21 protein-coding genes and 1 riboswitch are annotated in these 23,966 nt (G+C 61.8%); of the genes, 8 read left to right on the forward strand and 13 right to left on the reverse strand.

What is annotated here, in order from left to right; translation table 11 throughout:
* The first annotated feature begins 353 nt into the window (after positions 1 to 353).
* The 3 genes from BS630_RS26515 to BS630_RS26525 are packed head-to-tail and all read left to right on the forward strand — an operon-like array spanning position 354 to position 2,901.
* The gene (locus BS630_RS26515; RefSeq protein WP_077979764.1) at positions 354 to 1,364 is read left to right on the forward strand and encodes a Gfo/Idh/MocA family protein; all 1,011 of its coding nucleotides are present in this window, start codon (positions 354 to 356) and stop codon (positions 1,362 to 1,364) included.
* Between the two features lie 10 nt (positions 1,365 to 1,374).
* Positions 1,375 to 2,472, forward strand: coding sequence for a Gfo/Idh/MocA family protein (locus BS630_RS26520; RefSeq protein ID WP_077979765.1), 1,098 nt, complete (start codon positions 1,375 to 1,377; stop codon positions 2,470 to 2,472).
* A gap of 18 nt (positions 2,473 to 2,490) precedes the next feature.
* The gene (locus BS630_RS26525; protein ID WP_077979766.1) at positions 2,491 to 2,901 is read left to right on the forward strand and encodes a VOC family protein; all 411 of its coding nucleotides are present in this window, start codon (positions 2,491 to 2,493) and stop codon (positions 2,899 to 2,901) included.
* A gap of 97 nt (positions 2,902 to 2,998) precedes the next feature.
* On the opposite strand, the gene atzF is transcribed toward BS630_RS26525, so the two are convergent.
* From atzF to BS630_RS26565, 8 genes are all read right to left on the reverse strand, one after another.
* Positions 2,999 to 4,804, reverse strand: coding sequence for an allophanate hydrolase (atzF, locus tag BS630_RS26530; protein ID WP_077979767.1), 1,806 nt, complete (start codon positions 4,802 to 4,804; stop codon positions 2,999 to 3,001).
* Between the two features lies 1 nt (position 4,805).
* Entirely contained in the window at positions 4,806 to 8,345 is a 3,540-nt protein-coding gene (gene uca, locus BS630_RS26535; RefSeq protein ID WP_077979768.1) for an urea carboxylase, read from the reverse strand.
* Between the two features lie 3 nt (positions 8,346 to 8,348).
* Complete coding sequence (locus BS630_RS26540) at positions 8,349 to 8,999, reverse strand: urea amidolyase associated protein UAAP2 (protein WP_077979769.1); 651 nt, start codon at positions 8,997 to 8,999, stop codon at positions 8,349 to 8,351.
* Between the two features lie 11 nt (positions 9,000 to 9,010).
* Positions 9,011 to 9,832 (reverse strand): urea amidolyase associated protein UAAP1, encoded by an 822-nt coding sequence (locus BS630_RS26545; protein WP_077979770.1) that lies wholly within the window; start codon positions 9,830 to 9,832, stop codon positions 9,011 to 9,013.
* Entirely contained in the window at positions 9,829 to 10,659 is an 831-nt protein-coding gene (locus BS630_RS26550) for an ABC transporter ATP-binding protein (protein WP_077979771.1), read from the reverse strand. Before BS630_RS26550 ends, BS630_RS26545 begins: the two co-directional genes overlap by 4 nt.
* The gene (locus tag BS630_RS26555; RefSeq protein ID WP_077979772.1) at positions 10,656 to 11,474 is read right to left on the reverse strand and encodes an ABC transporter permease; all 819 of its coding nucleotides are present in this window, start codon (positions 11,472 to 11,474) and stop codon (positions 10,656 to 10,658) included. Before BS630_RS26555 ends, BS630_RS26550 begins: the two co-directional genes overlap by 4 nt.
* A 65-nt stretch (positions 11,475 to 11,539) precedes the next feature.
* Positions 11,540 to 12,613, reverse strand: coding sequence for a putative urea ABC transporter substrate-binding protein (locus tag BS630_RS26560; RefSeq protein WP_077979773.1), 1,074 nt, complete (start codon positions 12,611 to 12,613; stop codon positions 11,540 to 11,542).
* A gap of 74 nt (positions 12,614 to 12,687) precedes the next feature.
* Positions 12,688 to 12,795: riboswitch (guanidine-I (ykkC/yxkD leader) on the reverse strand.
* Between the two features lie 213 nt (positions 12,796 to 13,008).
* On the reverse strand, positions 13,009 to 13,926 hold the full coding sequence (locus BS630_RS26565; protein ID WP_077979774.1) for a helix-turn-helix domain-containing protein: 918 nt from the start codon (positions 13,924 to 13,926) through the stop codon (positions 13,009 to 13,011).
* A gap of 86 nt (positions 13,927 to 14,012) precedes the next feature.
* Between BS630_RS26565 and BS630_RS26570 the strand changes: the two genes are divergently transcribed.
* The 5 genes from BS630_RS26570 to BS630_RS26590 all read left to right on the forward strand — a co-directional run bounded on the left by BS630_RS26570 (position 14,013) and on the right by BS630_RS26590 (position 20,205).
* On the forward strand, positions 14,013 to 15,287 hold the full coding sequence (locus tag BS630_RS26570; protein WP_077979775.1) for an ABC transporter substrate-binding protein: 1,275 nt from the start codon (positions 14,013 to 14,015) through the stop codon (positions 15,285 to 15,287).
* A gap of 87 nt (positions 15,288 to 15,374) precedes the next feature.
* Complete coding sequence (locus BS630_RS26575; RefSeq protein WP_077979776.1) at positions 15,375 to 16,235, forward strand: carbohydrate ABC transporter permease; 861 nt, start codon at positions 15,375 to 15,377, stop codon at positions 16,233 to 16,235.
* Complete coding sequence (locus BS630_RS26580) at positions 16,232 to 17,068, forward strand: carbohydrate ABC transporter permease (RefSeq protein ID WP_077979777.1); 837 nt, start codon at positions 16,232 to 16,234, stop codon at positions 17,066 to 17,068. The genes BS630_RS26575 and BS630_RS26580 overlap by 4 nt, the downstream gene beginning before the upstream one ends.
* 12 nt (positions 17,069 to 17,080) lie before the next feature.
* Positions 17,081 to 18,163 carry an ABC transporter ATP-binding protein gene (locus BS630_RS26585; protein WP_077979778.1) on the forward strand — a complete coding sequence of 361 codons (1,083 nt, stop codon included), beginning with the start codon at positions 17,081 to 17,083 and terminating at the stop codon, positions 18,161 to 18,163.
* A gap of 38 nt (positions 18,164 to 18,201) precedes the next feature.
* Positions 18,202 to 20,205 carry an aldo/keto reductase gene (locus BS630_RS26590; protein ID WP_077979779.1) on the forward strand — a complete coding sequence of 668 codons (2,004 nt, stop codon included), beginning with the start codon at positions 18,202 to 18,204 and terminating at the stop codon, positions 20,203 to 20,205.
* Between the two features lie 86 nt (positions 20,206 to 20,291).
* On the opposite strand, the gene BS630_RS26595 is transcribed toward BS630_RS26590, so the two are convergent.
* From BS630_RS26595 to BS630_RS26615, 5 genes are all read right to left on the reverse strand, one after another.
* Positions 20,292 to 20,627, reverse strand: coding sequence for a type II toxin-antitoxin system RelE/ParE family toxin (locus BS630_RS26595; RefSeq protein WP_077979780.1), 336 nt, complete (start codon positions 20,625 to 20,627; stop codon positions 20,292 to 20,294).
* Entirely contained in the window at positions 20,627 to 20,905 is a 279-nt protein-coding gene (locus BS630_RS26600; RefSeq protein WP_077979781.1) for a CopG family ribbon-helix-helix protein, read from the reverse strand. The genes BS630_RS26595 and BS630_RS26600 overlap by 1 nt, the downstream gene beginning before the upstream one ends.
* Positions 20,906 to 21,087: 182 nt before the next feature.
* Positions 21,088 to 21,210 (reverse strand): cytochrome bd-I oxidase subunit CydX, encoded by a 123-nt coding sequence (cydX, locus tag BS630_RS26605; RefSeq protein WP_008529896.1) that lies wholly within the window; start codon positions 21,208 to 21,210, stop codon positions 21,088 to 21,090.
* Between the two features lie 13 nt (positions 21,211 to 21,223).
* Positions 21,224 to 22,378, reverse strand: coding sequence for a cytochrome d ubiquinol oxidase subunit II (gene cydB, locus BS630_RS26610; protein WP_077979782.1), 1,155 nt, complete (start codon positions 22,376 to 22,378; stop codon positions 21,224 to 21,226).
* Positions 22,379 to 22,383: 5 nt separating this feature from the next.
* A complete protein-coding gene (locus BS630_RS26615; protein ID WP_077979783.1) occupies positions 22,384 to 23,964 on the reverse strand; it encodes a cytochrome ubiquinol oxidase subunit I in 1,581 nt (526 codons plus the stop codon).
* Positions 23,965 to 23,966 lie beyond the last annotated feature (2 nt).

The following is a 23,966-nucleotide window of genomic DNA, read 5'->3' on the forward strand; positions in this document are numbered from 1 at the left end:
ACAGGCGAGCGGGGAGCGCTCTTCAAAACATTGCGGGGTGTTGCCGCCCTCCAGCTTGGCAGCAGCCGAAATCGATCACATTCACGGAGGCGGGGCAAGATGCGTCGGGGAAAAAGACTTTCGCCTGATCGGCTCAAGCGGCGGGCTTTCTCGGGAATCCAATTGCCAGAGCCCACAAAATAACTATTTAGATACAAAATAACTGTTAAATTTCAAACATTTGAATACAGGCTGTGACGATTATGCCCTCCATCTCGCCTTGACAGGCGCCGGCTTTCGTTATCTGTTTTGCCCAACATGGAGGAGGCTGGCGTCAGGCAGCCACACGAAAATCCCAGGAGGATATTGCAGCGATGTTGAGATTTGCCGTCGTCGGAATCGACCATGGGCATACGTTCGATCACGTGAAGGGATTGCTGGCCGCAGGCGGCGAATTCGTGGGCTATTGCCCGCAGACCTCGGTGCCGGCACTGCGCGAGGCCTTTGAGAAGACCTATCCGGACGCGCCGCAGATCGACCGGGAAAAGCTGTTCGACGATCCATCGATCGACGTCATCTGCATCTCGGCGATCCCGCGCGATCGCGCCGGTCTCGCCATCCGTGCGATGAAATCAGGCAAGGACGTGATGACCGACAAGCCTGGGGTGACGACCTTCGCCCAGCTCGAGGACGTCAAGAAGACCGTCGCTGAAACCGGCAAGATCTTCTCGATCTGCTTTTCCGAGCGCCACTGCGTGCGCTCCGCCGTCAAGGCCGGCAAGCTCGTCGCCGAAGGCGCGATCGGCAAGGTGATCCAGACGCTTGGTGTCGGTCCGCATCGGCTGCAGCTGCCGACCCGGCCGGACTGGTTCTTCGATCCCGAAGCCTTCGGCGGCATTATCGTCGATATCGCTTCACACCAGGTCGACCAGTTCCTGTTTTATACCGGCTCGACCACAGGCGAGGTCATCGCCAGCTCGATCGGCAATTTCGGCATGCCCGACAAGCCCGCCTTCGAGGATTTCGGCGAGGTGCTTCTGCGTTCTGACAAGGCGGCGGGCTATGTCCGTGTCGACTGGTTCACGCCGGAGGCGCTGCCGACCTGGGGCGACGGGCGCCTGACCATCCTCGGCACCGAAGGCTACATCGAACTGCGCAAATATATCGACATTGCCGGCAGGCCGGGCAAGGATCATCTCTTCCTGGTCAACGGCAAGGAAATGACCCATATCGATTGCAGCGGCGAAAAGCTTGATTATTTCGACGCTTTCACCGCCGACGTCGGCAACCGCACGCAGACGGCGATGACCCAGTATCACGTTTTTGAAGTCTGCCGTCTTTCGCTCGAAGCCCAGGCGAAAGCCGCGCGCATCGGCGCTCGCTGAGGAGGATATCATGACCAGGAAATTGCGCGTCGGTGTCATCGGCGCAGGCATCGCTGCGCGGCATCTGGCCGGCTTCGGCTGGAACAAGGAGCTTTTCGAAGTTCCCGTGCTCTGCTCGCTCGATGAGGAGCGCGGCAAGGCGCTGTGCGAGGAGTTCGGCATTGGCGAATACACGCAGGATGCGGATTCGCTGATTGCCCGCGACGATCTCGACATCATCGACATTTCGACGCCGCCGAGCTCGCATTTCGAACTTTGCCGCAAGGGCATCGAATCCGGCAAACACGTGATCTGCGAGAAGCCGCTCTTCGGCTCGATCGCCGAGGTCGACGAGATGGGGCGCATCCTCGATCGTTACCCCGGCAGGAAGCTGATGCCGATCTTCCAGTATCGCTACGGTTCCGGTCTGCAGAAGCTGAAGCTGCTGATCGAACGTGGCCTCGCCGGCAAGCCGTTCCTGACCACGATCGAAACACATTGGTGGCGTGGACCGGATTATTACGCCGTGCCGTGGCGCGGCAAATGGGCGAGCGAACTCGGCGGCGGTCTTCTCGGCCACGCCATCCACGCCCATGACATGCTGAACTATGTGCACGGTCCCTGCGCCGAGGTGTTTTCCTATGGCGCCACGCTGGTCAATCCGATCGAGGTCGAGGATACGGCAGCCCTTTCGGTGAAGATGCAGAACGGCTCGCTGGCGACGCTGTCGATGACGCTCGGTTCGCGCAAGGAGATCTCGCGGCTGCGCTTCTGCTTCAACGACCTCGTCGCCGAAAGCATCATCGAACCCTATACGATGGGCCGTGACCCGTGGACATTCGTCGCCGGGACAGAGGAACATCAGGCGCGGATCGACGAAGTGCTCGCCGCCTATGTGCCTGGCGAGGATGGCTACACCCGTCAGTTCGAGCTCTTCCACAAGGCGATCGTCGAGGACACCGACCCACCGGTGACATTGCAGGATGCCCGCAATTCGCTGGAACTGGTTACGGCCGCCTATTCCTCGCAGCGAACCGGACAACCGACGCCGATGCCGATCGCCGCCGATCATCCGCTCTATCGTTCCTGGCTTCCGGCAGCGGAATGGCGTGCTGCGGCCACCGTCTGAACCGGGAAGGGCGCTCCGATGCTGAAATCCTTCGAGCATGTCGGCATGACGGTCAGCGACATGGACCGCACCGTCGATTTCTACTGTGGCCTGCTCGGCCTCAACCTCGCGCTGCGCAAGACGATGGCGAATGGCATGCAGGTCGCGTTCCTCGATGCAGGCGGCGGCATGCTGGAGGTCTTTGCGCCGCCCGGCGGCGCGTCGAGAGCGGTCGACGTGCCTGACGATACGGCCGGCGTCCGGCACCTCACCTTCTGTTTCGACAATGTCGACGAGACCTTCGCCCGCCTTGAACAGGCGGGCGTCGAGATCAAGGAGCGGCCGCGCTTCGCGGTCCACTCCGAGATGCTGAACAGGATCGCCTTCGTTCGCGATCCCGACGGCATCATCGTCGAGCTTGCCGAACGTTCTCAGAAACGCCAGGGCTGACACAGGTGCTGCCGATCGCTTCGCTGCGGGCGGTCAGACCGTCCCGCAGCAGATCGATCAGGCGCCGGACGAGTTTTGCCGCCATGCACTGTTCTCCTCAGCTCGCCACCTTGGCGCTGATATAGTTGCGCCAGCCGCCAAGTGCGGTGATTTCCTCGGCACCTTTCACCGCATGGGCCTCGCAGACGAAGCCGGAGACGCTGGAACCGTCTTCGAGCGTGAGCTTACCGATGCCGAGGGGTGCCGGAATCTTCTGGACGAACCTGCCGAAAGCATCGGCCGGCAGTGCCCAGACCTCGACCTCCAGCCCCTGACCCTTATGGCCGGGTTCGCGCAGCAGTCCCGGTTTCGGCGGCGTGGTATTGGGCAGAACGAAGAGGCGATAATCGCCGGCCGTGCGGCAGGTCTTGACCAGACGCCCGTCGGAGCCTGCCAGTTCGTGATTGAGCGGCATGCCGGTCAGATGCGCACCAACGACCGCGATTTCGATGAAACCGTCATCGCCAGGCGCAATGCGGCTCGCTTCCGGTATTGCCGCCTGCCGGTCGATGCCCATGCCGGAACCTGCTGCGCGATGCAGCGCATCGGCAAGTGGTGCCAGCGCATCGTCGGTGAAGGCAGGCGCGATGACGGTGACGCCGCCCGGCAAGCCGCCTTTGCCGAAACCGGCCGGAACGGCGATCGCCGCGCAATCGAGCAGGTTGACGAAATTGGTGTAACGGCCGAGGCGGCCATTGAGCACGACGGGATTGGCCAGCATGTCGGCGACCGTGTAGGTGGTCGGTGCGGTCGGCAGCAGAAGCACGTCCGCCTTTTCCCATTCGGCTTCGGTCTTGCGGCGCAGCTCCTCCAGCCGGTATCGGCCGTTAAAGGCCTCGACCGCGGTCTTGCCCTTGGCGCCTTCGATAATCCCTCTGACCGTCGGGTCGAAATCGGCGGCGTTGGTGGCGAGGAAGGTCTCGACCGCGGCCAGGCGCTCAGCAACCCACGGCCCGTTGTAGAGCAGGGCCGCGGCCTCGCGGAACGGTGTGTAGTCGAAAGGCACGATGGTCGCTCCGAGCGCTTTGGCGCGTTCGATCGCCTGGTCGTAGAGCGCCTCCACCTCCTTGTCGCCGAAGAATTCTCGCTCGGCGTCGGTCAGGACGCCGATGCGCAAGCCTGATACCGGCAGGTTCGCCGGCTTGGCGTGACGCGAGAAAGGATCGGCGGCATCGAAGCCTTCGGCGACCTTGCGGATCGCGACGCCGTCGCCGACGGTCGCGGTAAAGATCGTGATGCAGTCGACGCTCTTGCAGGCCGGTATGGCGCCGGTATTCGGCAAGAGACCCGGCGTCGGCTTGATGCCGACCAGATTGTTGAAGGCGGCCGGCACGCGGCCGGAGCCGGCCGTATCGGTGCCGAGCGCGAAGGCGGCGAGGCCGGAGGCCACCGTGACCGCCGATCCGGAGCTCGAGCCGCCGGAGATATAGGCTGCATCGAAGACCGAACGAGGCGCGCCATAAGGCGAGCGCGTGCCGTTGAGGCCGGTCGCGAACTGGTCGAGATTGGTCTTGCCGATGATGATGGCGCCGGCTGCCTTCAACCGGGCAACGACGGTGGAGTCCTCTTCCGGCCGATACGCATAGGCTGGGCAGGCGGCGGTCGTCGGCAGGCCGGCGGCATCGATATTGTCTTTCACAGCAAAGGGAACGCCCCAGAGCGGCAGGCTGTTTGCCTCAGGCGCGCGTGCCATCAGCGCGTTTGCGGCAGCGCGTAATTCCTCATCCGGCACCGGCGTGATGAAGATTGCCGGATCTTTCGAGGCGGCACGCCGCGCGATCACCTCTTCGATGGCGTCGAGCGGCGTCAGGCCGGACTGGTAGGCGGCGCGAAGGCTTGAGAGATCGAGGATGGTCGGCAGCATGTCAGCATTCCTCCAGAACGACGATGATATCGCCGGCTTTGACGTTTCTTCCCGGCCCGGCACGCAGGTCGCGGACGCGGCCTGCCGCATGGGCGGTGACGTTGATTTCCATTTTCATCGATTCGATGATGGCGAGTGTATCGCCGGCCGCAACCGACGCACCCGGCTCGACCAGCAATTTCCAGATATTGCCGGGCACGGCGCTGGCAACACCGAAGCAGCCGTCGGGAATATCCCCATCCGGACTTTCGCCCGTGCCTTCGTCGGTGACGAAGCTGTCGAGCCCGGCTTCCTTCCAGCGCTGGCGTTCGGCATCGAAGGCGGCCTGCTGGCTTGCCTTGAAGCGGCCGATCGACGCTGCGTTCGCCTGCAATTCTCTCTCATAGGCGGCATAGGAGAATTCCGTTTCCTCGATCCGGATCGGATAGCCGCCATGCGGGAAGGCGGCGCGCGCCTCCGTCAATTCCTGGTTACTAACAGGGAAGAAACGGATCTGGTCGAAGAAGTTCAGCAGCCAGGGTTTGCCCCTGGCAAAGGCCGGTGTCTCCCGCCATGTGTTCCAGACCTGGATTGTGCGGCCGAAGAGCTGGTAGCCGCCCGGTCCTTCCATGCCGTAGATGCACATATAGGCGCCGCCGATGCCGACGGCGTTCTCAGGCGTCCAGGTGCGGGCGGGATTATACTTCGTCGTCACGAGGCGATGGCGCGGATCAACAGGGGTCGCAACCGGCGCGCCGAGATAGACGTCGCCGAGACCGAGCACCAGATAGCTTGCATCAAAGACGATATCGCGGACGGCCTGTTCGTCAGGAAGGCCGTTGATGCGGCGGATGAACTCGATATTCGATGGGCACCAGGGCGCATTCGGGCGCACGAGCTCCTGATATTTGCGCATCGCAAGTTCCGCATCCGGATCGTTCCAGGAGAGCGGCAGATGCACGATGCGGCTCGGCACCGTGACCTCCTGGGCTGCCGGAAGGGTCGCCTCGATCTCGGAGAGCAGCCCAAGCAGGCGCCGGCGCGTCAGCTGCGTGCCGTCATAATGGATCTGCAGCGAGCGGATACCGGGGGTGAGGTCGACGACTCCGGGAAGGCGGGCCTCCACGACCGCCTGCATCAGCAGGTGCACCCGCAGCCGCAGCGCGATATCGAGCGTCATCGGCCCATATTCGACGAGCAGATTGTCGTCGCCCTGGCGGCGATAAACGACAGAAACCGGGCCATCCTCGCTGATGCCGAGGATCGGCGAACCTGTTTCTTCCGTGACCCGCCGCACCGCCGGGCCGGCGATCGGGTCTTCCGGCCGCGCCATGGCATGAAAACGGATGCGGTCGCCGGGCTTGAACTGGCCCATCTTCCACTGCTCGTCGCGGGCAATCACCGCCGGGCAGACGAAGCCGCCAAGACTTGGGCCGTCAGGGCCGAGAATGATCGGCATGTCGCCGGTGAAATCGATCGCCCCGATCGCATAGGCATTGTCGTGCAGGTTGGAGGGGTGCAGCCCCGCCTCACCGCCGTCGCTACGTGCCCATTGCGGGGCTGGGCCGATCAGGCGCACCCCGGTGCGGGCACTGTTGAAATGCACCTCGTAAGCCGTCGAAAACAGAGTCTCGATATCGCCGTCCTGAAAGAAGTCAGGTGCGCCATGCGGGCCGTAGACGACGCCGACATTCCATTCGCGCGTCAAGGCGGCCGGCTCCGTCGCAGGCGTTGCCGGTTCGGCCGGCACTTGGCGGGCAAAATGCAGCACATGCCCCGTCTTCAGCGTGCCGGTGGCATTGCCGCCGAACTGGCCGAGGCCGAAAGTCGCCCTCGAGCCGAGCACGACGGGCGCGGCAAAACCGCCGGTAACGGCAAGGTAAGCGCGTTGCCCCGGTCCTTCGATCGAACCGATCGACAGGACCTGGCCGGCCCGGATCAATACCGGCGTGTCATGCGGCAATCTTGCGCCGTCGCATGTCATTGGCATCCGCGCGCCGGCAAGCGCGATCGTCTGGTCGACATAAAACCGCAACGTCGGGCCGGAAACCGTCAGTTCGAGTGCTGCCGTTACATCGGCATTGCCGACCAGCCGGTTGGCATGACGGAAGGAGCGTTCGTCCATCGGCCCGCTCGGCGGTACACCGACATGCCAGAGGCCGAGCCGGCCCGGCAATTCCTGAATGCTTGACTGCGCGCCGGGCGCGAGTACCTCGACGACATCTGGAACGAAGGCGAAGTCGCGTAAAGCCGTCGTTGCCACTTTGGCGCTGGCCAGCAATTCGGAAGCGGCGATCGTTCTCAAATAATCGAGATTGGTCTCGATGCCTGATATCGACGTTTCGGCGAGTGCTGCCTTCAGTTTCTCGATCGCCGCTGGCCGGTCTTCCGCCGCCACGATCAGCTTGGCAAGCATCGGGTCGTAGAAGGGCGTGACCTCGGTTCCCGTCTCGATCCAGCCGTCGACGCGGGCATTATCAGGGAAGACGACCTCAGTCAGCAGGCCGGCACTCGGGCGAAAATCCGCATGCGGCATCTCGGCATAAACACGCATCTCGATCGCCGCACCCTTCGGCGTCAGGCCCCTGGCTCCCGAGAGCACGTCCTCGCCGGCCGCCTGCCGGATCATCCATTCGACGAGGTCGATGCCGAAGACGGCTTCCGTGACGGGGTGCTCGACCTGCAGGCGAGTATTGACCTCGAGAAAATAAAATTCCTCGCGCTGGGGATCATAGATGAATTCGACGGTGCCGGCCGATTCATAAGAGACCGAGCGTCCCAAATCGACCGCCGCCTTGTGCAGCAGCGCCCTTGTCTCCGCAGAAAGGCCAGGCGCAGGCGTCTCCTCGACGACCTTCTGGTTCCGCCGCTGCAGCGAGCAGTCGCGTTCGCCGAGCGCAATCACTCCACCCTTGCCGTCGCCGAAGATCTGCACCTCGACATGGCGCGCTTCGGCAACGAAACGCTCGATGTAGACGCGCGCATCGCCGAAGCTGGCGCGCGCGGTCCGCTGCACGCTTTCGAAAGAGGCCTTCAGGCTTGCAACATCGGTGCAGAGCTGCATGCCGATGCCGCCGCCGCCCGCCGTACTTTTCAGCATGACGGGATAACCGACGGTTTCGGCGGCCGAAAGCGCCTCGTCAACGCTCTGCAAGAGATCGGTGCCGGGCAGTAGCGGCACGCCACTCGCTTTCGCCAATTCGCGTGCCGTATGCTTCAGGCCGAATGCCGACAGATGCTCCGGCCGCGGGCCGATGAAAGCGATACCTTCGGCGGCGAGCCGCTCGGCAAAGCCGATATTCTCCGAGAGGAAGCCGTAGCCTGGGTGTACGGCCTCAGCGCCCGTCGCCTTGCAGGCGGCAATGACGGCATCGACGTAAAGATAGCTTTCGGCAGCAGGCGCCGGGCCGAGGCGCATGGCCTCGTCGGCGGTCAGCGCCGGCTTGGAGAACCGGTCGGCATCGGAATAGACGGCGACCGAGGCGATGCCCATCCTCTTCAATGTGCGGATAACGCGAACGGCGATTTCGCCGCGATTGGCGATCAGGACCTTGGTGAACATCGATCAGTCCTCGCCGTCCCAGATCAGCACCCGGATCGGTGTCGGATCGAAGCCGTTGCAGGGGTTGTTGATCTGCGGGCAATTGGAGATGACGCAGAGCACGTCCATCTCAGCCACCAGTTCGACATAGTCACCGGGTGCGGAAATGCCGTCGACGATGGTCATCTCGCCATTCGGCTTGATCGGTACGTTCATGAAGAAATTGATGTTCGGCACGATGTCGCGCTTGCTCATGCCGTGCTTGGTCACCTCGATCACGAAATTGTCGCGGCAGGCATGCAGGTATTTGGTGCCGTGGCCGAAGCGCACGGTGTTGCTCTCGCAGGAGCAGGCCCCGGCCGATGTATCGTGGCGGCCGCAGCTGTCGGCGGTCATGACCAGCATGACATTGCCTTCGTTCGAGATGATCTTCGTGCCGGTGCCGATATAGGCGCCACTCTGCGCCCGCATCGTATCCTGGTTGGAATAACGCTCGGCAAAGTCGTCGGCACGATAAAATAGCGTGTCGATCGCCTGCTGGCCGTAACTGTCCTCGATGCGGATCGTCTGGCCCTTGCGCACGATGCCGGACCATGGCGCTTCGGCCGCGATGAAATGATCCTGCACGGCATTTTCGAGGCTGCGCGAAGCTGAAGTCTTGATGAAATCGGTCATCGTATCTTCCCTCAGGCCAGCATCGCGGCGTTGTTCTCAAAGCCGCGAAGGGCTTCGGCGGTTGCCGTGCGCGCGAGGTCGTCGACTGCGGGCGCGGCTGCGCGAAAGCGCGTGACGATCACCGGTTGCGGCGCATAGACCGGGTCGGGGTCGAGCGGATGCGGGCAGTTGGAGAAGCCGACGATCATGTCCATCTCGGCGCGCAGCTCGGCATAGTCGCCGCTGTTGGAGAGCTTGCCGCGCCAGTGGAAGCCACCGTCATCGTCGACGCGGACGGGGGCGAAGAGGTTGAGAATCGCAGGAATATCGCGTCGTTCGAGACCAAGCTTGCCGGCGACGAGCACGAGATTGTCGCGGGTGTTGCGGGTCTTGACGCCAGGATATTTTGTAGCGTTCGAAGCTGCCGTCGAGCCGCCCATCAGGCAGTCATGGGCGCCGGAACTATCCTCGATCAGCGAAAACATCACCCGGCCCATGTCCGAGAATATAACGCGGCCCTTGCCGGGGGCGGTCGTCCACTGCACCTTGACCGTATCGACGAGATTGAGCCGTTCGCTCGTGTCGGTGGCGTTCCACGCAACGAGCGCCACGGTCGATCCGCCTTCGCCCTGATCGATGCGGAGAGCTTCGCCGCGCTTCAGCGCGGTCGACCAGTACCAGCCGCCGGGGATGATTTCCTGATGGATGATCGCGGCAGCATCGATGGCGGGGGCGGGCAGGGGGCTCGGCGCCGGCAGGGCCTTCGGGGCAAATTCCAGCCCCTTTTTCTGATGTTCCTCGTAACGCTGCCGGTTGGCGGCGATCTCCTCGGGCGAACGTCTGACATGCATCATGGTTTTTCTCCTGGCGGACTGGAAGCCGGGTCGTCCCGGCGAAGGCCCAGAGAAATGACCGGGCCGTCCCGGTCGGGGCTGAAGATGGAGGGCGCGCCGGCGAGCCTGGGCGGCCAGATCGAAATATCCTTGGTGATCGTCGCGCCGTAGCGCTCCTTTTCCTCCGGGCGATCACGCTTGCGCTCGAAGGCGACGACGCGCGTCGCCAGGGTGAAGGCTTCGCGCATGTCGTGGGTCACCATGACGACGGTCATCTGCGTTTCGTGCCAGAGGCGTTTCATCAATGTGTGGATCTCCGCACGAATGCCGGGATCGAGCGCGCCGAAGGGCTCGTCGAGCAGCAGCACCTTCGGTTTCATGATCAGCGCCTGCGCCAGCGCCAGGCGCTGCTGCATGCCGCCTGATAGTTGCGCCGGATATTTGCCCTCGGCGCCGGAAAGGCCGACCTCGCCGATCAGCCGCCGGGCTTCGTCGACGGCGTCGCGGCGGGCGGCGCCGAAAAGCTTGGCCTTGTAGCGGGACCCCGAGAGTTCCCGCCCGAGCAGCACGTTTCCGACGACGGTCAGATGCGGGAAGACGGAATAGCGCTGGAAGACGACGCCGCGATCCGACCCTGGCTCCTGCGGCAGCGCTTGCCCGTCGAGCAGGATCGTCCCTCGCGTCGGCCGCTCTTGGCCGAGCAGCATGCGCAGGAACGTTGACTTGCCGCAGCCGGACGGGCCGACAAGAGCGACGAAGGCGCGCGAGGCGACGGTCAGCGACACATCCTCGAGCACGATCTGGTCACCATACTCTTTCCAGACCTTTTCGATCACCAACTCGCTCATGCCTGCTTCTCCAGCTCAGACCAGGGGAAGACAGCAATGCGGATGCGATCAAGGATATAATTCATGACCACGGCGAGCAGCGTGATCCAGACGACATAGGGAAAGATGACGTCCATCGAGAGATAACGGCGGACGAGGAAGATGCGGTAGCCGAGGCCGGAATCCGACGAAATCGCTTCGGCCGCGATCAGGAACAGCCAGGCAGGACCGAGTTGAAGCCTGAGGCAGGTGATCAGCCGCGGCAGGATCTGCGGCAGCACCACACGAAGGCCGATCTGCCAGGAGGAGCCGCCGAGCGTTTCGGCCTTGACGATCTGTTCGCGCGGCAGTTCCAGCGCCTTCAGCGCAAGATCACGGATCATCGTCGGCGCAACGCCGATGACGATGAGAGCGATCTTGGAGGCTTCGCCAAGCCCCATGGCGATGAAGAGGATCGGCAGCAGCGCCAGCGGCGGCACCATCGAGATAACGGCAACGAAGGGAGAGAGCAGGGCTCGGAGATACGGCAGCATGCCAATCAGCATGCCGATGACGAGCGCCGTGACTGTGGAGATGCCGAGGCCGGCGAACAGCCGGATCAGGCTCGCCCCGGTATCGGACCAGAGCAGATATTGTCCGGTGCGCGGATCGGCGATGAAGGCAAAGCGGTCGATCGCATCGGCAAAACCGGCAAGACCGGGCAGCAGTTTGTCGTTGGCGTTTTCCGCCAGCCGTGCGGCCGAGCCGGCCGTGTAGGCAACGATAAGCAGCACGAAGGGCAGCAGCGTCAAGGCAAGCTGCGCGCCCCGGCTCGGCCTCGTGTTGATCCAGCGCATGAGGAAAGCTCCGCTGATGAAGGGTGGGCGGTGCGGTCAACGCCGCACCGCTGCTTTGACATCGCTCAGAGCGAACCGTCGGCGGCCGCCTTCATGTAGGTCTCGGTGAAGCGCAGCTTGACGTTGCCGCTATCGCCAAGGATCTTGCCATCGGGCATTTCGATGCCGATGACGTCGGCCGACGGCGCACCATTGCCGAGCAGGCCTTTTTCGAACAGGAAGTTGCGGACAAGATCCATTGTCTTCGGCAGGTTGCCCGAGGCCGTGAAGGCAACGGCATCGGCCGGCTTGGCAAACAGCTTGGTGGCGACAAGCTGGGATTCAAAGCCCTTGAGATCGGTGCCCGATGCCTGGCCCATCGCCTCGCGCGCAGCCTTGCCATCGGCACTGTCGGCAGTCAGCAGTGCTGCGGTTTCATACCAGATGCCAGCGAGCGCCTTGCCGAAATTCGGATTGTCCTTCAGCACGCCTGTATTGGCGACCATCAGGTCAATGATCTCGCCCGGCACCTGCGAGCTGTCGAAGACCTTCTTGGCCGTGGGATCTTCGAGGATGGTCGAGACCAGCGGGTTCCAGGTGACGACCGCGGTCACGTCAGCCGTCTTGTAGGCGGCGACCATATCGGCGTCGGAGGTGTTGACCACCTTGACGTCGCGCTCGGTCAGCTTGATGCTTTCGAGTGCGCGGGCCAGCAGATAATGTGAGACGGAAAATTCAACGAGATTGACGTTCTGGCCCTTGATGTCGGCAAGACTCGCCTTGTCCTTCAGGATGACCGCATCATTGCCGTTCGAGAAGTCGCCGACGATGACGGCTGTCGTATCGACGCCGCCGGCGGCCGGGATCGACAGGCCGTCCATATTGGTGAGCGTCACGGCGTCGAAGGCGCCGGCCGTGTACTGGTTCATCGATTCGACGTAGTCGTTGAACTGGGTGACCTCGATCTTGATGCCGTATTTGTCGGCCCATTTCTTGACGATACCGTGATCGGCCGCGTAGCCCCAGGGCATCCAGCCGACATAGATCGACCAGGCGACCTTGAAGTCGGTCTTCTGTTCGGCCTTGGCGATGGAGCCGAGTCCTAGCGCCAGGGACGCCGTCAGTGCGGTAATCGATAGTATCTTCGAAAAAGTCTGCATTGAAATTCCCCTTTTGCTTTTCTTCAAAAGGGATTGGCAATGACCATCGTGCCGCCAATCCCTTGGCTTACGAGGTCTCCCGGGCTTTTGTCCCGCCGTGCACCCGGCGGGATGTCTCCCTCGCCGGTGGCAGCTCTCGGACCAGCGCGTCTTGCGACGCCGGAACCCTAGCCACCAACTCTGCAACTATCGAAGCAAAGTGTGTGCCAAATTATATATCATTGATTTTATTGAGAGTGCGATGGCGTCAATTCCCCGGAAAATGCAATAGTGCATGCACTTGCACAGAAAATGTGCGCATTCTGCCGATACCTTAGGCGTTGGTTATTTTTTGCCCAGTGAAAAGCAAGCGGCAGGCAGAACGCACAGAACGCCGAATTGCGGCTGGCCCTGAGCTAGTTCCGGAAGGCCCCGGCCGGGACCGTCGTCACCAGCCGGATATCGCGGCGGAAGTCCGACGGCGACATACCGGCGATGTGGCGGAAGGATTTGTTGAAGGCGCTGATCGAGCCGAAGCCGCTGTCCATCGCCACCTGCAGCACGTTGGCGCCCTCGCTCATCAGCATCGCCTGGGCGCGCGACAGCCGCAGCAGCGTCACATATTTGCTGAGCGTCATGCCGGTCGATCGCTTGAACAGGTTCATCGCATATTTCGGGTGCAGGTCGGCGGCGCGGGCAATATCGACCGAATCGATGTCGTGCAGGAAATTTGCGGCGATGAAATCGCACATGCGCGCGACGCTGCGCGAGGAATGCGGGTGCGGATGATCGCCTTCGAGACTGATGACGGCCTGCGACGTCATCGAATAAGGTTCGAGCGCGATCCGTTCGATGCGCAGCAGCAGCTCGTCGACGGCGTGCTGAGCCTTGGCGGGATCGCCTGAGTTGGCATAGTGGAACCAGCGGGTGAAGTTCTCCCTGTCGGCGGCATCCGTTGCCGAGGTCAGCAGCGTCTCACCCTTCATAAGCCGGCTGGAAACGCTGATCGGTAGGCGCAGCCGGAAGAAATAGACGAGCGGCAGATGGGCGCCGGCATAGAGCGAATCATCCGACGATTCGTCCATCTGATGCGGCTGACCACCCCAGAAGAGGCACATTTCGCCAGCGCTCAGCCGGAATTCGTGATCGCTCATCCGGTAGTGCACGGTGCCGCGCATCACGTAGTTGACCTCGACCTGCGCGTGCCAGTGCGGCATGGCCATAACAGGCGGATGGGCATGAAACATCTGCAGCGCTGTCGGCAAACCCTCGATGCTGCTCGCGCCGGGCTGATAGATTGCACGTGTGCCGACCTTACTTTCCGCCAAATTCATGTTCCCTTTTTAGGAGACACCCGCTCCCTTACAGATAGTCTAACCGCGTTCGTGAAAGATCGGCAATTGAAAAGGGAGGATTTTCAATGCGCTTCAAACTTCTCGCTGCGACCGCAGCTGTCGCAGTGCTTGCTTCCGGCTCCGCATACGCGCAGTCGGTCAATCTCACCATCTGGAGCTGGAATGTCGCCGCGTCGGCATTGAAGTCCACGCTTCCAGGCTTCAACAAACAGTTTCCCGATATCAAGATCACCGTCGAGGATCTTGGCAACAGCCAGGTCTTCGACAAGACGCTGGCTGCCTGCGCCGCTGGCGGCGACGGCTTGCCCGATATCGTCAGCATCGAGAATTTCGAGGCTGAGATCTTCTGGAGCCGTTTCCCGGATTGCTTCGCCAATCTGAAGGAGCTCGGTTACACGCCCGAGATCCAGGCGAAGTTCCCCGAATTCAAGCGCACCGAGCTTGAGGTCGGCGACGTCGCCTATGCCATGCCGTGGGATTCCGGCCCTGTCGCCGTCTTCTATCGCCGCGATCTCTACGAAAAGGCTGGCGTCGATCCAAGCACGATCGGCACCTGGGACGACTTTATTGCCGCCGGCAAGAAGATTTCCGCCGCCAATCCCGGCGTCGTCATGGCGCAGGCGGACTTCAATGGCGACAGCGAATGGTTTCGCATGATCGCCAACGAACAGGGCTGCGGCTATTACTCGGCCGACGGCCAGTCCATCACCATCAACCAGCCGGCCTGCGTCTCCTCGCTGCAAAAGGTGAAGGAAATGAAGGATGCCGGCACGCTGACGGCGGCCAATTGGGACGAAAAGATCCAGGCCAACACCGCCGGCAAGGCCGCGAGCCAGCTGTATGGCGGTTGGTATGAGGGCACCGTCCGCTCGACCTCGCCCGATCTCAAGGGCAAGTGGGGCGTCTACAAGATGCCGAGCCTGACGGCCGACGGCCCGCATGCCGCCAATCTCGGCGGTTCGTCGCTCGCCATTTCGGCGACCTCCGCAAATAAGGAAGCCGCCTGGAAATTCGTCAACTACGCCCTCGGCACGAACGAGGGTCAGGTGACCATGCTGAAGGAATTCGGTCTGGTGCCATCATTGCTCTCGGCCGTACAAGATCCCTTCGTCAACGAAGCGCAGCCCTATTGGGGCGGTCAGAAGGTCTGGGCCGATATCCTTGCGACGCTGCCGAAGATCGTGCCGAGCCGCGGCACCGCCTTCCAGAGCGATGCCGAAGCCATCTTCAAGGCGACGCAGACGAAGTTCTTCTCCGGCGGCTATCCCGATGCGAAGGCAGCTCTCGACGATGCCGCCAACCAGATCGCTTCGGCGACCGGCCTTCCGATCGCGCAGTGAATGACGAAGCCGGGCGCTTGACGCGCCCGGCTTTCCGTCCGCCGCAAGGCGGCTGGTCATTCGTTGGTTTTGTGAGGAGGAGGCTCGATGCCGTTCAGAACCCGGAGCGCTTATGCGTTCCTCGCCCCTTATCTGCTGGTCTTTGCCACCTTCTGGGTCTGGCCGATCATCAATTCGTTCCTGATTTCCTTTCAGAACACCCGCATCAACCCGTGGAAATATAGTTTCCAGGCCAATTGGGGCCGGCTCTTCTACGACCCGGCCTTCTACAATGCCCTCTACAACACGCTGATCATCCTGGTGATCCAGGTGCCCGTCATGATCGCGCTTGCGACCGTCATGGCCGTCATGCTCAATTCGCCGCTGCTGAAAGCGCGGCCGCTCTTCCGCTTCGCCTTCTTTGCGCCTGTCGTCGTCGGCGAGGTCGCCTATGCTGCCGTCTTCCGGCTGATGTTCAGCCTCGATTTCGGCATCATCAACAAGCTGATCTCGGCCGTCGGTCTCAGCCCGGTCTCCTGGTTCGACAATGCCAATGCCGCCATGGCGCTGATCATCCTCGCCGTCACATGGCGCTGGGCAGGCTACAACGCAATCATCATCCTCGCCGGCCTGCAGTCGATTCCCGATGATGTCTACGAGGCGGCGACGCTCGACCGGGTAAGCAAGGTCCAGCAGTTCTTCCACATCACCCTGCCGCTTCTGAAACCGATCATCCTCTTCTGCGTGGTGCTCTCGGTGATCGGGACTATGCAGCTTTTCACCGAGCCCTTCCTCATCACCAATCGCGGCGGTCCCGGCGGCGGCACCGAGACGCTCGGCCTGCTGCTTTATCGCCAGGGCTTCACCTCGCTGAACTTCGGCTATGCCTCGGCGATCGCCTATACGATGGCTGCCCTTGCTGTGACGATTTCGCTTCTCAATCTCTGGGTCGGGAGGGATCCGAAATGAAATCCAAATCCCTATCGCTTCTGCTGCGCCAGATCGCGTTGCATGCTGCACTGGCGCCCCTTGCTCTCATCTGGTTGTTTCCGCTCTGGATGATGTTCGTCTTCTCGACCATGCCCGACAACGGCATCTTCAGCCCTGACATCGTGCTCTGGCCATCGACCAACTTCGTCGAGAATTTCAAAAACCTGCAGGCCGATACCGATTTCATCGGGGCAATGGTGATCTCCATCGGCGTGGCGCTGATCTATACAGTGCTCTCGGTGCTGCTGACTTCGATGGCCGGCTGGGCACTGGCACGTTACCGTTTCGTCGGCCGCTCCGTCGTCATCGCCATCATCCTCGGCACGATCACGCTTCCCTTCTCCGTGGTCGTCATCCCGCAATTCATCATGGTGGCGCGCGAGTTCAAGCTGGCAAACACCTGGGTGGCTCTGATCGTGCCGCCGCTGTTCAATTCGCTCGGCGTGCTGTTCATGCGGCAGTCCTTCTCGATGATGCCGGGCGAGCTCTTCGATGCGGCCCGGGTCGAGGGCGTCAAGGAATGGCAGATCTTCCTGCGCATCGCCTTGCCGCTGGCGCGCCCGACCATGGCGGCATTGGCGATCATTCTCTTCCTGCACTCGTGGAACAATTACCTCTGGCCGCTGCTGATCAATTCCAGACCGGGGATGATGACGGCGCCTGTGGCATTGGGAACGCTGATCGGCCTCACCAAGGTCTCCTGGGGCGGCATCATGGCCGGCGCGGTGCTGCTGACGGCGCCGATCCTCGTCATCTTCGTGGCTCTTCAGCGCCATTTCATCGCCGGCATCGCGGCCGGCGCAATTAAATAATCGGGAGGCTGCATGGCAGAGCTTTCACTCAGCAACATCGTCAAGCGCTTCGGCGGCTTTGAGATCATCCACGGCGCCAATCTGGAGGTTAAGGACGGCGAATTCGTTGTCTTCGTCGGCCCCTCCGGCTGCGGCAAGTCCACGCTGCTCAGGATGATCGCCGGCCTCGAGGACATTACATCAGGCGAGCTTCAGATTGGCGGCAGGGTCGTCAACGACGTCGAACCGGCCGATCGCGGCATCGCCATGGTCTTCCAGTCCTATGCGCTCTATCCGCACCTGACCGTCGAGGAAAATTTGAGCTTCGGCCTGCGCATGAATGGCAATCCGAAGGCCGACACCGAGCGGCGCGTGCGCCATGTCGCCGAGATCCTGCAGATCACCGAGTTGATGAAGCGCCGGCCGAAGCAGCTTTCCGGCGGTCAGCGCCAGCGTGTCGCGATCGGCCGCGCCATCGTCCGTGAACCACAGGTCTTCCTGTTCGACGAACCCTTGTCGAACCTCGATGCGGAACTGCGCGTGCAGATGCGCGTCGAAATATCAAGACTGCACAAGAAGCTCGGCACGACGATGATCTACGTCACCCACGACCAGACGGAAGCGATGACGCTCGCCGACAGGATCGTCGTGCTGCGCGCCGGCAATATCGAGCAGATCGGCGCACCGCTCGACCTATACGACGATCCGGCAAACCAGTTCGTCGCCGGCTTCGTCGGCTCGCCGAAGATGAATTTCCTCAAGGCCGTGGTGGTTGATACGCAGCCGGGCAGGGCGGTGATCGCGCTGGAAAGTGACGCCAATACCCGCTTGAAGCTGCCGGTCGCCGATCCCATCGAAGCCGGCGCTAAAGTGACGCTCGGCATCCGTCCCGAACATTTCGTCGATGCGGGCACGGGCGATGCCGACCTCACCGTCACCATCGACGTCGCCGAACACCTCGGCAATACCAGTTACATCTACGCCACCATAGGCCCCGAGCAACTGATCATCGAGCGGCCGGAATCGCGCGTCGCCGGCAATCGCGAGACGCTGACAGTCGGCCTTCCCGCCAACCGCTCATTCCTTTTCGACGGCGCCGGCAAGCGGCTTCGCTGAACCAAATCCCAGGACAGAAAGACGAAAGAGGATTTTCCATGACTTCAGATCAACCGATCCGCTGGGGCATCATCGGCCCCGGCACCATCGCCCGCACCTTTGCAGACGGCGTCGCCCATTCGCGCACCGGCAGACTGGTGGCGATCGCCACCCGCAATCCGGCAAAGCCGGGCCTTGCCGAAGGTTTCCCCGGCGCCCGCATCGTCGATGGTTACGAGGCGCTGCTCTCCGACAAGGAGGTCGATGCGATCTATATCGCCGTCCCTCACACCGGCCACGCCGAATGGGCGATCAAGGCGGCACGCGCCGGCAAACACATCCTGGTGGAAAAGCCGATCGCGCTCTCGGCCTATGATGCCGAGGCGGTTTACTACGAGGCGAAAAAAGCCGGGGTCTTTGCCGGCGAGGCCTTCATGTACCGCGTGCATCCGCAGACGGAGAAGCTGGTCGAGCTCGTCAAAAGCGGCGTCATCGGCACCGTTCGCATCATCCGCTCGAGCTTCGGCTTCAACATGGGCAGCTATAAGCCCGAACACCGGCTTTTCGCCAACGACACCGCCGGCGGCGGCATTCTCGATGTCGGCGGTTATCCGGTCTCGATGGCCAGACTGATATCAGGCGCCGCGGAGGGCAAGACCTTCCTCGAACCGGAGAAGGTCTCGGGCGTCGCCCATCTCGGAGAGAGCGGCGTCGATGAATGGGCATCTGCCGTGCTCAAGTTCCCGAACGAGATCATCGCCGAAGTCTCCTGCTCGATCATGGCGCAGCAGGACAATGTGCTGCGCATCATCGGCTCCGAGGGCCGGATCGAGGTCCAGGACTTCTGGTTCGCCTCCGGCCACAAGGGCGGCGTCGGCAAGATCGAGATCTTCAAGGGCGGCAGCCGAGAAACCGTCGAGGTCAAGGAAGATCGCTGGCTCTATTCCTTCGAGGCGGACGCGGCGGGTGATGCCATCCACGCCGGCAAGACCGAATTCAGCTCTCCCGGCATGAGCTGGGCGGATTCGATCGGAAACCTGCGTGTACTCGACCAGTGGCGCGCGTCGGTGGGTCTTGAATACGGCGTAGAAAAAGCCAGCAAGCGCACGGCAAACATTGCCGGCGGCACGGTCGCGCGCGGGAACAGCGTTCCGCAGCGTCAGATTCCCGGCATTTCCAAGCCGGCCTCGGTGGTGACACTCGGCTTCGAATTCTTCTCGAATTTTGCCTCCGCCTCGCTGACGCTCGACGCCTTCTATGAGGCCGGCGGCAACGCCTTCGACACGGCCTATGTCTACGGCGGCGGCAAAACGGAAGCGATCTTCGGCGACTGGCACACGAGCCGCAAGGTGCCGCGCGAGGAGATCGTGCTGATCGGCAAGGGCGCCCACTCGCCGCTCTGCTATCCTGACATGATCGCAAAGCAGCTCGACCAGTCGCTTGCCCGGCTGAAGACCGACTACGTCGACATCTATTTCATGCATCGCGACAATACCGACGTGCCGGTCGGCGAGTTCGTCGATGCCATGGATGCCGAGGTCAAGCGCGGACGCATCCGCGGCATATTCGGCGGCTCGAACTGGACGCGGGCGCGCTTCGACGAGGCGATCGCCTATGCCGAAAAGACCGGCAAGACGGCGCCGGCAGCACTTTCCAACAACTTCTCGCTTGCCGAGATGCTCGATCCGATCTGGGCCGGCTGCGTTGCCGCCTCCGACGACGACTGGAAGAAATGGCTGAACGAGAAGCAGATCCCGAACTTTGCCTGGTCGAGCCAGGGCCGCGGCTTCTTTACCGACCGCGCCGGCCGCGACAAGCGAGACGATGAGGAGATCGTGCGGGTCTGGTATTCCGAGCGCAACTTTGGACGCCGCGACCGGGCCATCGAGCTTGCCAACAAGCTCGGTCGCAATCCGATCCACATCGCGCTCGCCTATGTGATCGCCCAGCCTTTCCCGGTCATTCCGCTGATCGGGCCGCGCACCGTCGCCGAATTGGAAGACAGCCTCTCGGCGCTCGACATCAAGCTGACGCCCGAGCAGGTGAAGTGGCTGGAAGGCTGAAGCAGTGGAGAAATGGCTGCGGCTTGAACCGCAGCCATTTACCTACAAAATGGGCGTAAGGCGACGCGCCGAGCGTTGCGCCACCGTCATACGGTCTTCTCTTTGTCTTCTTCATCATGGTCGTCTACGGACAGCATCTCGACTGGAGCGTATGCATCCTTCTGCCGTGCATCCCTGATTGCCGCAATCTCAACAATGCCGCCTCGTGAGCGAATTGTGAGCACGAGGGGAGGCATACTCACTTTGCGAGTTCCTTCCAGGATCCCCCTTTCGGTCATTTGGGGAAACGATGAAAGAAGGTCTCTTTGCCTTTCCAGGCGTTCAACGAGTTTCCTTGCGGCGGCTGGGTTAACCTCTGCGAGTTCGGCGATCCTGCTCAAGAACCAGCGTTCTGCACTTTTGGAAAGGCGAACGGGAGGCATCAACCCACCCGCGTACGGCGTCGATATTCGGCGGCATTGACGATTGCCCGAGCCTTCTCGAGCACATCCTCCAGATCGACGCTATCCCCGCGATCCAATTCGTCGAGGCCTTGCGCATCTGCTAGGATTTCGGCCCCTTCAGTTGCAAGGTATTGACTAAGCGCCTTCTGCATTACCCAGGTACGATCACGTTCAAGAATTGCGGCGATACGATCAAACTCCGAAACCAGCGACGTGGGCAGTCTCAGAGAAACTTGAGATTTTTCACTGTTCAGCATGGTTATCGCTCCGTAATACAGTGAATTACACGGTAACCCAAACCCAGGCGAAGTCAATTCCCTTGGCCTTACGACGCGCGCGATCAGCTTTAGCGGCATCATGCTCTGGAAAGGACGATGCCGCCCATTCCGCCGATTCCACATTTAAGTAAAGGGCGCGGTTTGAACCGCGCCCTTGCATTTCACTTACGCGGCTCGGAAGCCTTCTTTTTGGCTGCGTCGTCCATCAGCTCATACCACATGGCGTTGAGGACGGCGAAGGCGGCGGCCAGCGGCAGGCCGAGGATCCATGCGAAATACCACATCGTTTCGTCTCCCTCAGTAAGCGTGGCTATTTTTATCGGTGATCGACTTCTCATCGACCTTGCCCCACAGAACCTTGTAGACCCAGGCCGTGTAGGCGAAGATGATCGGCAGGAAGGTCACCGTCACGACTAGCATGATGAACAGTGTCATATGGCTGGAGGATGCATCCCAGACCGTCAGGCTCGATCGCGGATCAAGCGAGGAGGGCAGGATGAACGGGAACATCGAGAGGCCGACCGTCGAGATGATCCCGAAGATCGCGAGTTTGCTGAAGAGCAGTGTCATGATCTCGCGCCTCGCCCGCATGGCAATGAAGGCCAGTGCCGCGCCGACGAAGCCGAGGACGGGCGCGATGATCATCCAAGAATGGGCGGTGTAGTTGGTAAGCCACGCGCCTTTCTCCAGCGCCACGGTCTTCAGCAGCGGATTGGAGGGGCCGATCGGGCTGATATCGCTGGTGATGCGATAGCCACCGACGCTGATCCACAGGAAGAGACCGCCGAGTGCGAAAAGCAGAATAACGGCAAGGGCGGCGACGCTGCCATAGCTTCTGGCACGCTCGGCGACCGGGCCACTCGACTTCAACACCAGCCATGCCGCACCATGCATTGTCAGCATGGCTAGGGAAAGCAGGCCGCAGAGCAGCGCATAGGGGTTGAGCAGGGCGAAGAACGAACCTTCGTAGAAGATCCGCATATCGTCGGCAAAGCGGAAGGGAACGCCCTGCAGCACATTGCCAACGGCAACGCCGAAGATCAGCGACGGCACGAAACCGCCGATGAACAGCGCCCAGTCCCAGCCGTTGCGCCAGCGGGCGCTTTCCCGCTTCGAGCGATATTTGAAACCGACCGGACGCAGGATGAGCGCGAAGAGGATCGCGAACATCGCCATATAGAAGCCCGAGAAGGAGACCGCATAAAGCGGTGGCCAGGCGGCGAAGATGGCGCCGCCGCCGAGGATCAGCCAGACCTGGTTGCCTTCCCAGGTGGCGCCGATGGTGTTGATCGCCACGCGCCGTTCCGTATCCGTCCGGGCGACGAAAGGCAAAAGTGTGCCGACGCCGAGATCGAAGCCGCCGGTCGTCGCAAAAGCGATCAGTAGGACGCCGAGCAACAGCCACCAGATGAGACGCAGGGTTTCATAGTCGATGAGTTCGTGAAGGATCATGGCAGTCACTCCGCGGCCGGGACGAGGGTTTCGGAAATCAGAACTGCTTCCGGCACGTCGTCCGGCTCCGGTCCTTGCTTGATCGCCTTGATCATCAGGCCCATCTCGATGACGATCAGCGTCGTGTAGAGTGCCGCAAAACCGATGATGGTCAGAAGCACGGTGCCGGCGCCGAGGCTGGAGACAGCTGCGGCCGTCGGCAGAACGCCTTCGATCACCCAGGGCTGGCGGCCGAATTCGGCGACGACCCAGCCGAGCTCGATGGCGACCCAGGGCAGGGGGATCGCCAGCACGGCAATCTTCAGAAGCAACGGATATTTGTCGAGATGGCGGCGCGCCGACAGCCAGAAAAAGGTGGCGGTCAGCAGGATAAAGAAGATACCCAAGCCAACCATGATGCGGAACGACCAGAAGAGCGTCGGCACGTGTGGGATGGTATCACGCGCCGCCTGAACGATCTGCTCGTCGCTCGCCTGGCGCGGATCGTCGACGTAGCGCTTCAGCAGAAGCGCGTAGCCGAGATCATGGCCGAGATCCTCGAAGGAGCTGCGCACTTCCTGTGCAACCTGATCCTGTACCGGTGCCGAACGGATCTGCATCAACGCGTCGTAAGCCTTGATGCCGTCCCGGATCCTGATTTCGGCCTGTTGTTCGAGCTTGTCGATGCCGGGGATTTCGGTGGTCAGCGACCGCGTGCCGATCAGGCCCATGACCCAGGGTATATGCACGGCAAAATGCGTTTCGCGCGCCTCCTGGTCCGGAAAGCCGAAGGCGGTGAAGGCCGCCGGCGCCGGTTCCGTCTTCCACATGCCCTCGATCGCGGCGAGCTTCATCTTCTGGTTCTCGGTGGCGAGATAGCCGCTCTCGTCGCCAAGCACGACGACGGATAGAGCCGAGGCGAGGCCGAAGGAGGCGGCGACCGTCATCGAGCGCTTGGCAAGCTCGATATGCCGGCCCTTGAGGACATACCAGGCAGAAACACCGAGCACGAAGATCGAGGCGCAGACATAACCCGCCGACACAGTGTGGACGAATTTTGCCTGGGCAACCGGGTTGAAGACCACGTCGAAGAAGCTTGTGATCTCCATGCGCATGGTCTGCGGATTGAGCGCCGATCCCACAGGGTTCTGCATCCAGCCATTGGCGATCAGGATCCAGAGTGCGGAAAAGTTCGATCCGAGCGCCACCGCCCAGGTGGCGACGAGATGCCCGACCTTCGACAGCTTGTCCCAGCCGAAAAAGAATAGGCCGACGAAGGTCGCCTCGAAGAAGAAGGCCATCAGGCCCTCGATCGCCAGCGGCGCGCCGAAGATGTCGCCGACATAATAACTGTAGTAGCTCCAGTTCATGCCGAACTGGAATTCCATGACGATGCCGGTGGCGACGCCGAGCACGAAATTGATGCCGAACAGCGTGCCCCAGAATTTTGTCATCTGCCGCCAGATCTGGCGGCCGGTCATGACATAGACGGTTTCCATGATCGCCAAAAGCACGGACAGGCCGAGCGTCAAGGGCACGAACAGGAAGTGGTAAAGCGCCGTCAGCGCGAATTGGAAGCGCGATAACGCGACGATATCTAGTTCCATTG

The sequence above is a fragment of the Rhizobium laguerreae genome, from assembly GCF_002008165.1.
Taxonomy (GTDB): domain Bacteria; phylum Pseudomonadota; class Alphaproteobacteria; order Rhizobiales; family Rhizobiaceae; genus Rhizobium; species Rhizobium laguerreae.

Excerpts from the sequence above, each read along its gene's own strand:
- BS630_RS26600 (WP_077979781.1), bottom strand. The coding sequence starts at position 20,905 with ATGCTGAACAGTGAAAAATCTCAAGTTTCTCTGAGACTGCCCACGTCG.
- BS630_RS26590 (WP_077979779.1), top strand. The coding sequence starts at position 18,202 with ATGACTTCAGATCAACCGATCCGCTGGGGCATCATCGGCCCCGGCACC.
- BS630_RS26585 (WP_077979778.1), top strand. The coding sequence starts at position 17,081 with ATGGCAGAGCTTTCACTCAGCAACATCGTCAAGCGCTTCGGCGGCTTT.
- BS630_RS26560 (WP_077979773.1), bottom strand. The coding sequence starts at position 12,613 with ATGCAGACTTTTTCGAAGATACTATCGATTACCGCACTGACGGCGTCC.
- BS630_RS26570 (WP_077979775.1), top strand. The coding sequence starts at position 14,013 with ATGCGCTTCAAACTTCTCGCTGCGACCGCAGCTGTCGCAGTGCTTGCT.
- cydB (WP_077979782.1), bottom strand. The coding sequence starts at position 22,378 with ATGATCCTTCACGAACTCATCGACTATGAAACCCTGCGTCTCATCTGG.
- BS630_RS26520 (WP_077979765.1), top strand. The coding sequence starts at position 1,375 with ATGACCAGGAAATTGCGCGTCGGTGTCATCGGCGCAGGCATCGCTGCG.
- BS630_RS26555 (WP_077979772.1), bottom strand. The coding sequence starts at position 11,474 with ATGCGCTGGATCAACACGAGGCCGAGCCGGGGCGCGCAGCTTGCCTTG.
- uca (WP_077979768.1), bottom strand. The coding sequence starts at position 8,345 with ATGTTCACCAAGGTCCTGATCGCCAATCGCGGCGAAATCGCCGTTCGC.
- BS630_RS26525 (WP_077979766.1), top strand. The coding sequence starts at position 2,491 with ATGCTGAAATCCTTCGAGCATGTCGGCATGACGGTCAGCGACATGGAC.
- BS630_RS26550 (WP_077979771.1), bottom strand. The coding sequence starts at position 10,659 with ATGAGCGAGTTGGTGATCGAAAAGGTCTGGAAAGAGTATGGTGACCAG.
- cydX (WP_008529896.1), bottom strand. The coding sequence starts at position 21,210 with ATGTGGTATTTCGCATGGATCCTCGGCCTGCCGCTGGCCGCCGCCTTC.
- BS630_RS26565 (WP_077979774.1), bottom strand. The coding sequence starts at position 13,926 with ATGAATTTGGCGGAAAGTAAGGTCGGCACACGTGCAATCTATCAGCCC.
- BS630_RS26545 (WP_077979770.1), bottom strand. The coding sequence starts at position 9,832 with ATGATGCATGTCAGACGTTCGCCCGAGGAGATCGCCGCCAACCGGCAG.
- BS630_RS26515 (WP_077979764.1), top strand. The coding sequence starts at position 354 with ATGTTGAGATTTGCCGTCGTCGGAATCGACCATGGGCATACGTTCGAT.
- BS630_RS26575 (WP_077979776.1), top strand. The coding sequence starts at position 15,375 with ATGCCGTTCAGAACCCGGAGCGCTTATGCGTTCCTCGCCCCTTATCTG.
- BS630_RS26580 (WP_077979777.1), top strand. The coding sequence starts at position 16,232 with ATGAAATCCAAATCCCTATCGCTTCTGCTGCGCCAGATCGCGTTGCAT.
- BS630_RS26540 (WP_077979769.1), bottom strand. The coding sequence starts at position 8,999 with ATGACCGATTTCATCAAGACTTCAGCTTCGCGCAGCCTCGAAAATGCC.
- BS630_RS26595 (WP_077979780.1), bottom strand. The coding sequence starts at position 20,627 with ATGCCTCCCGTTCGCCTTTCCAAAAGTGCAGAACGCTGGTTCTTGAGC.
- BS630_RS26615 (WP_077979783.1), bottom strand. The coding sequence starts at position 23,964 with ATGGAACTAGATATCGTCGCGTTATCGCGCTTCCAATTCGCGCTGACG.
- atzF (WP_077979767.1), bottom strand. The coding sequence starts at position 4,804 with ATGCTGCCGACCATCCTCGATCTCTCAAGCCTTCGCGCCGCCTACCAG.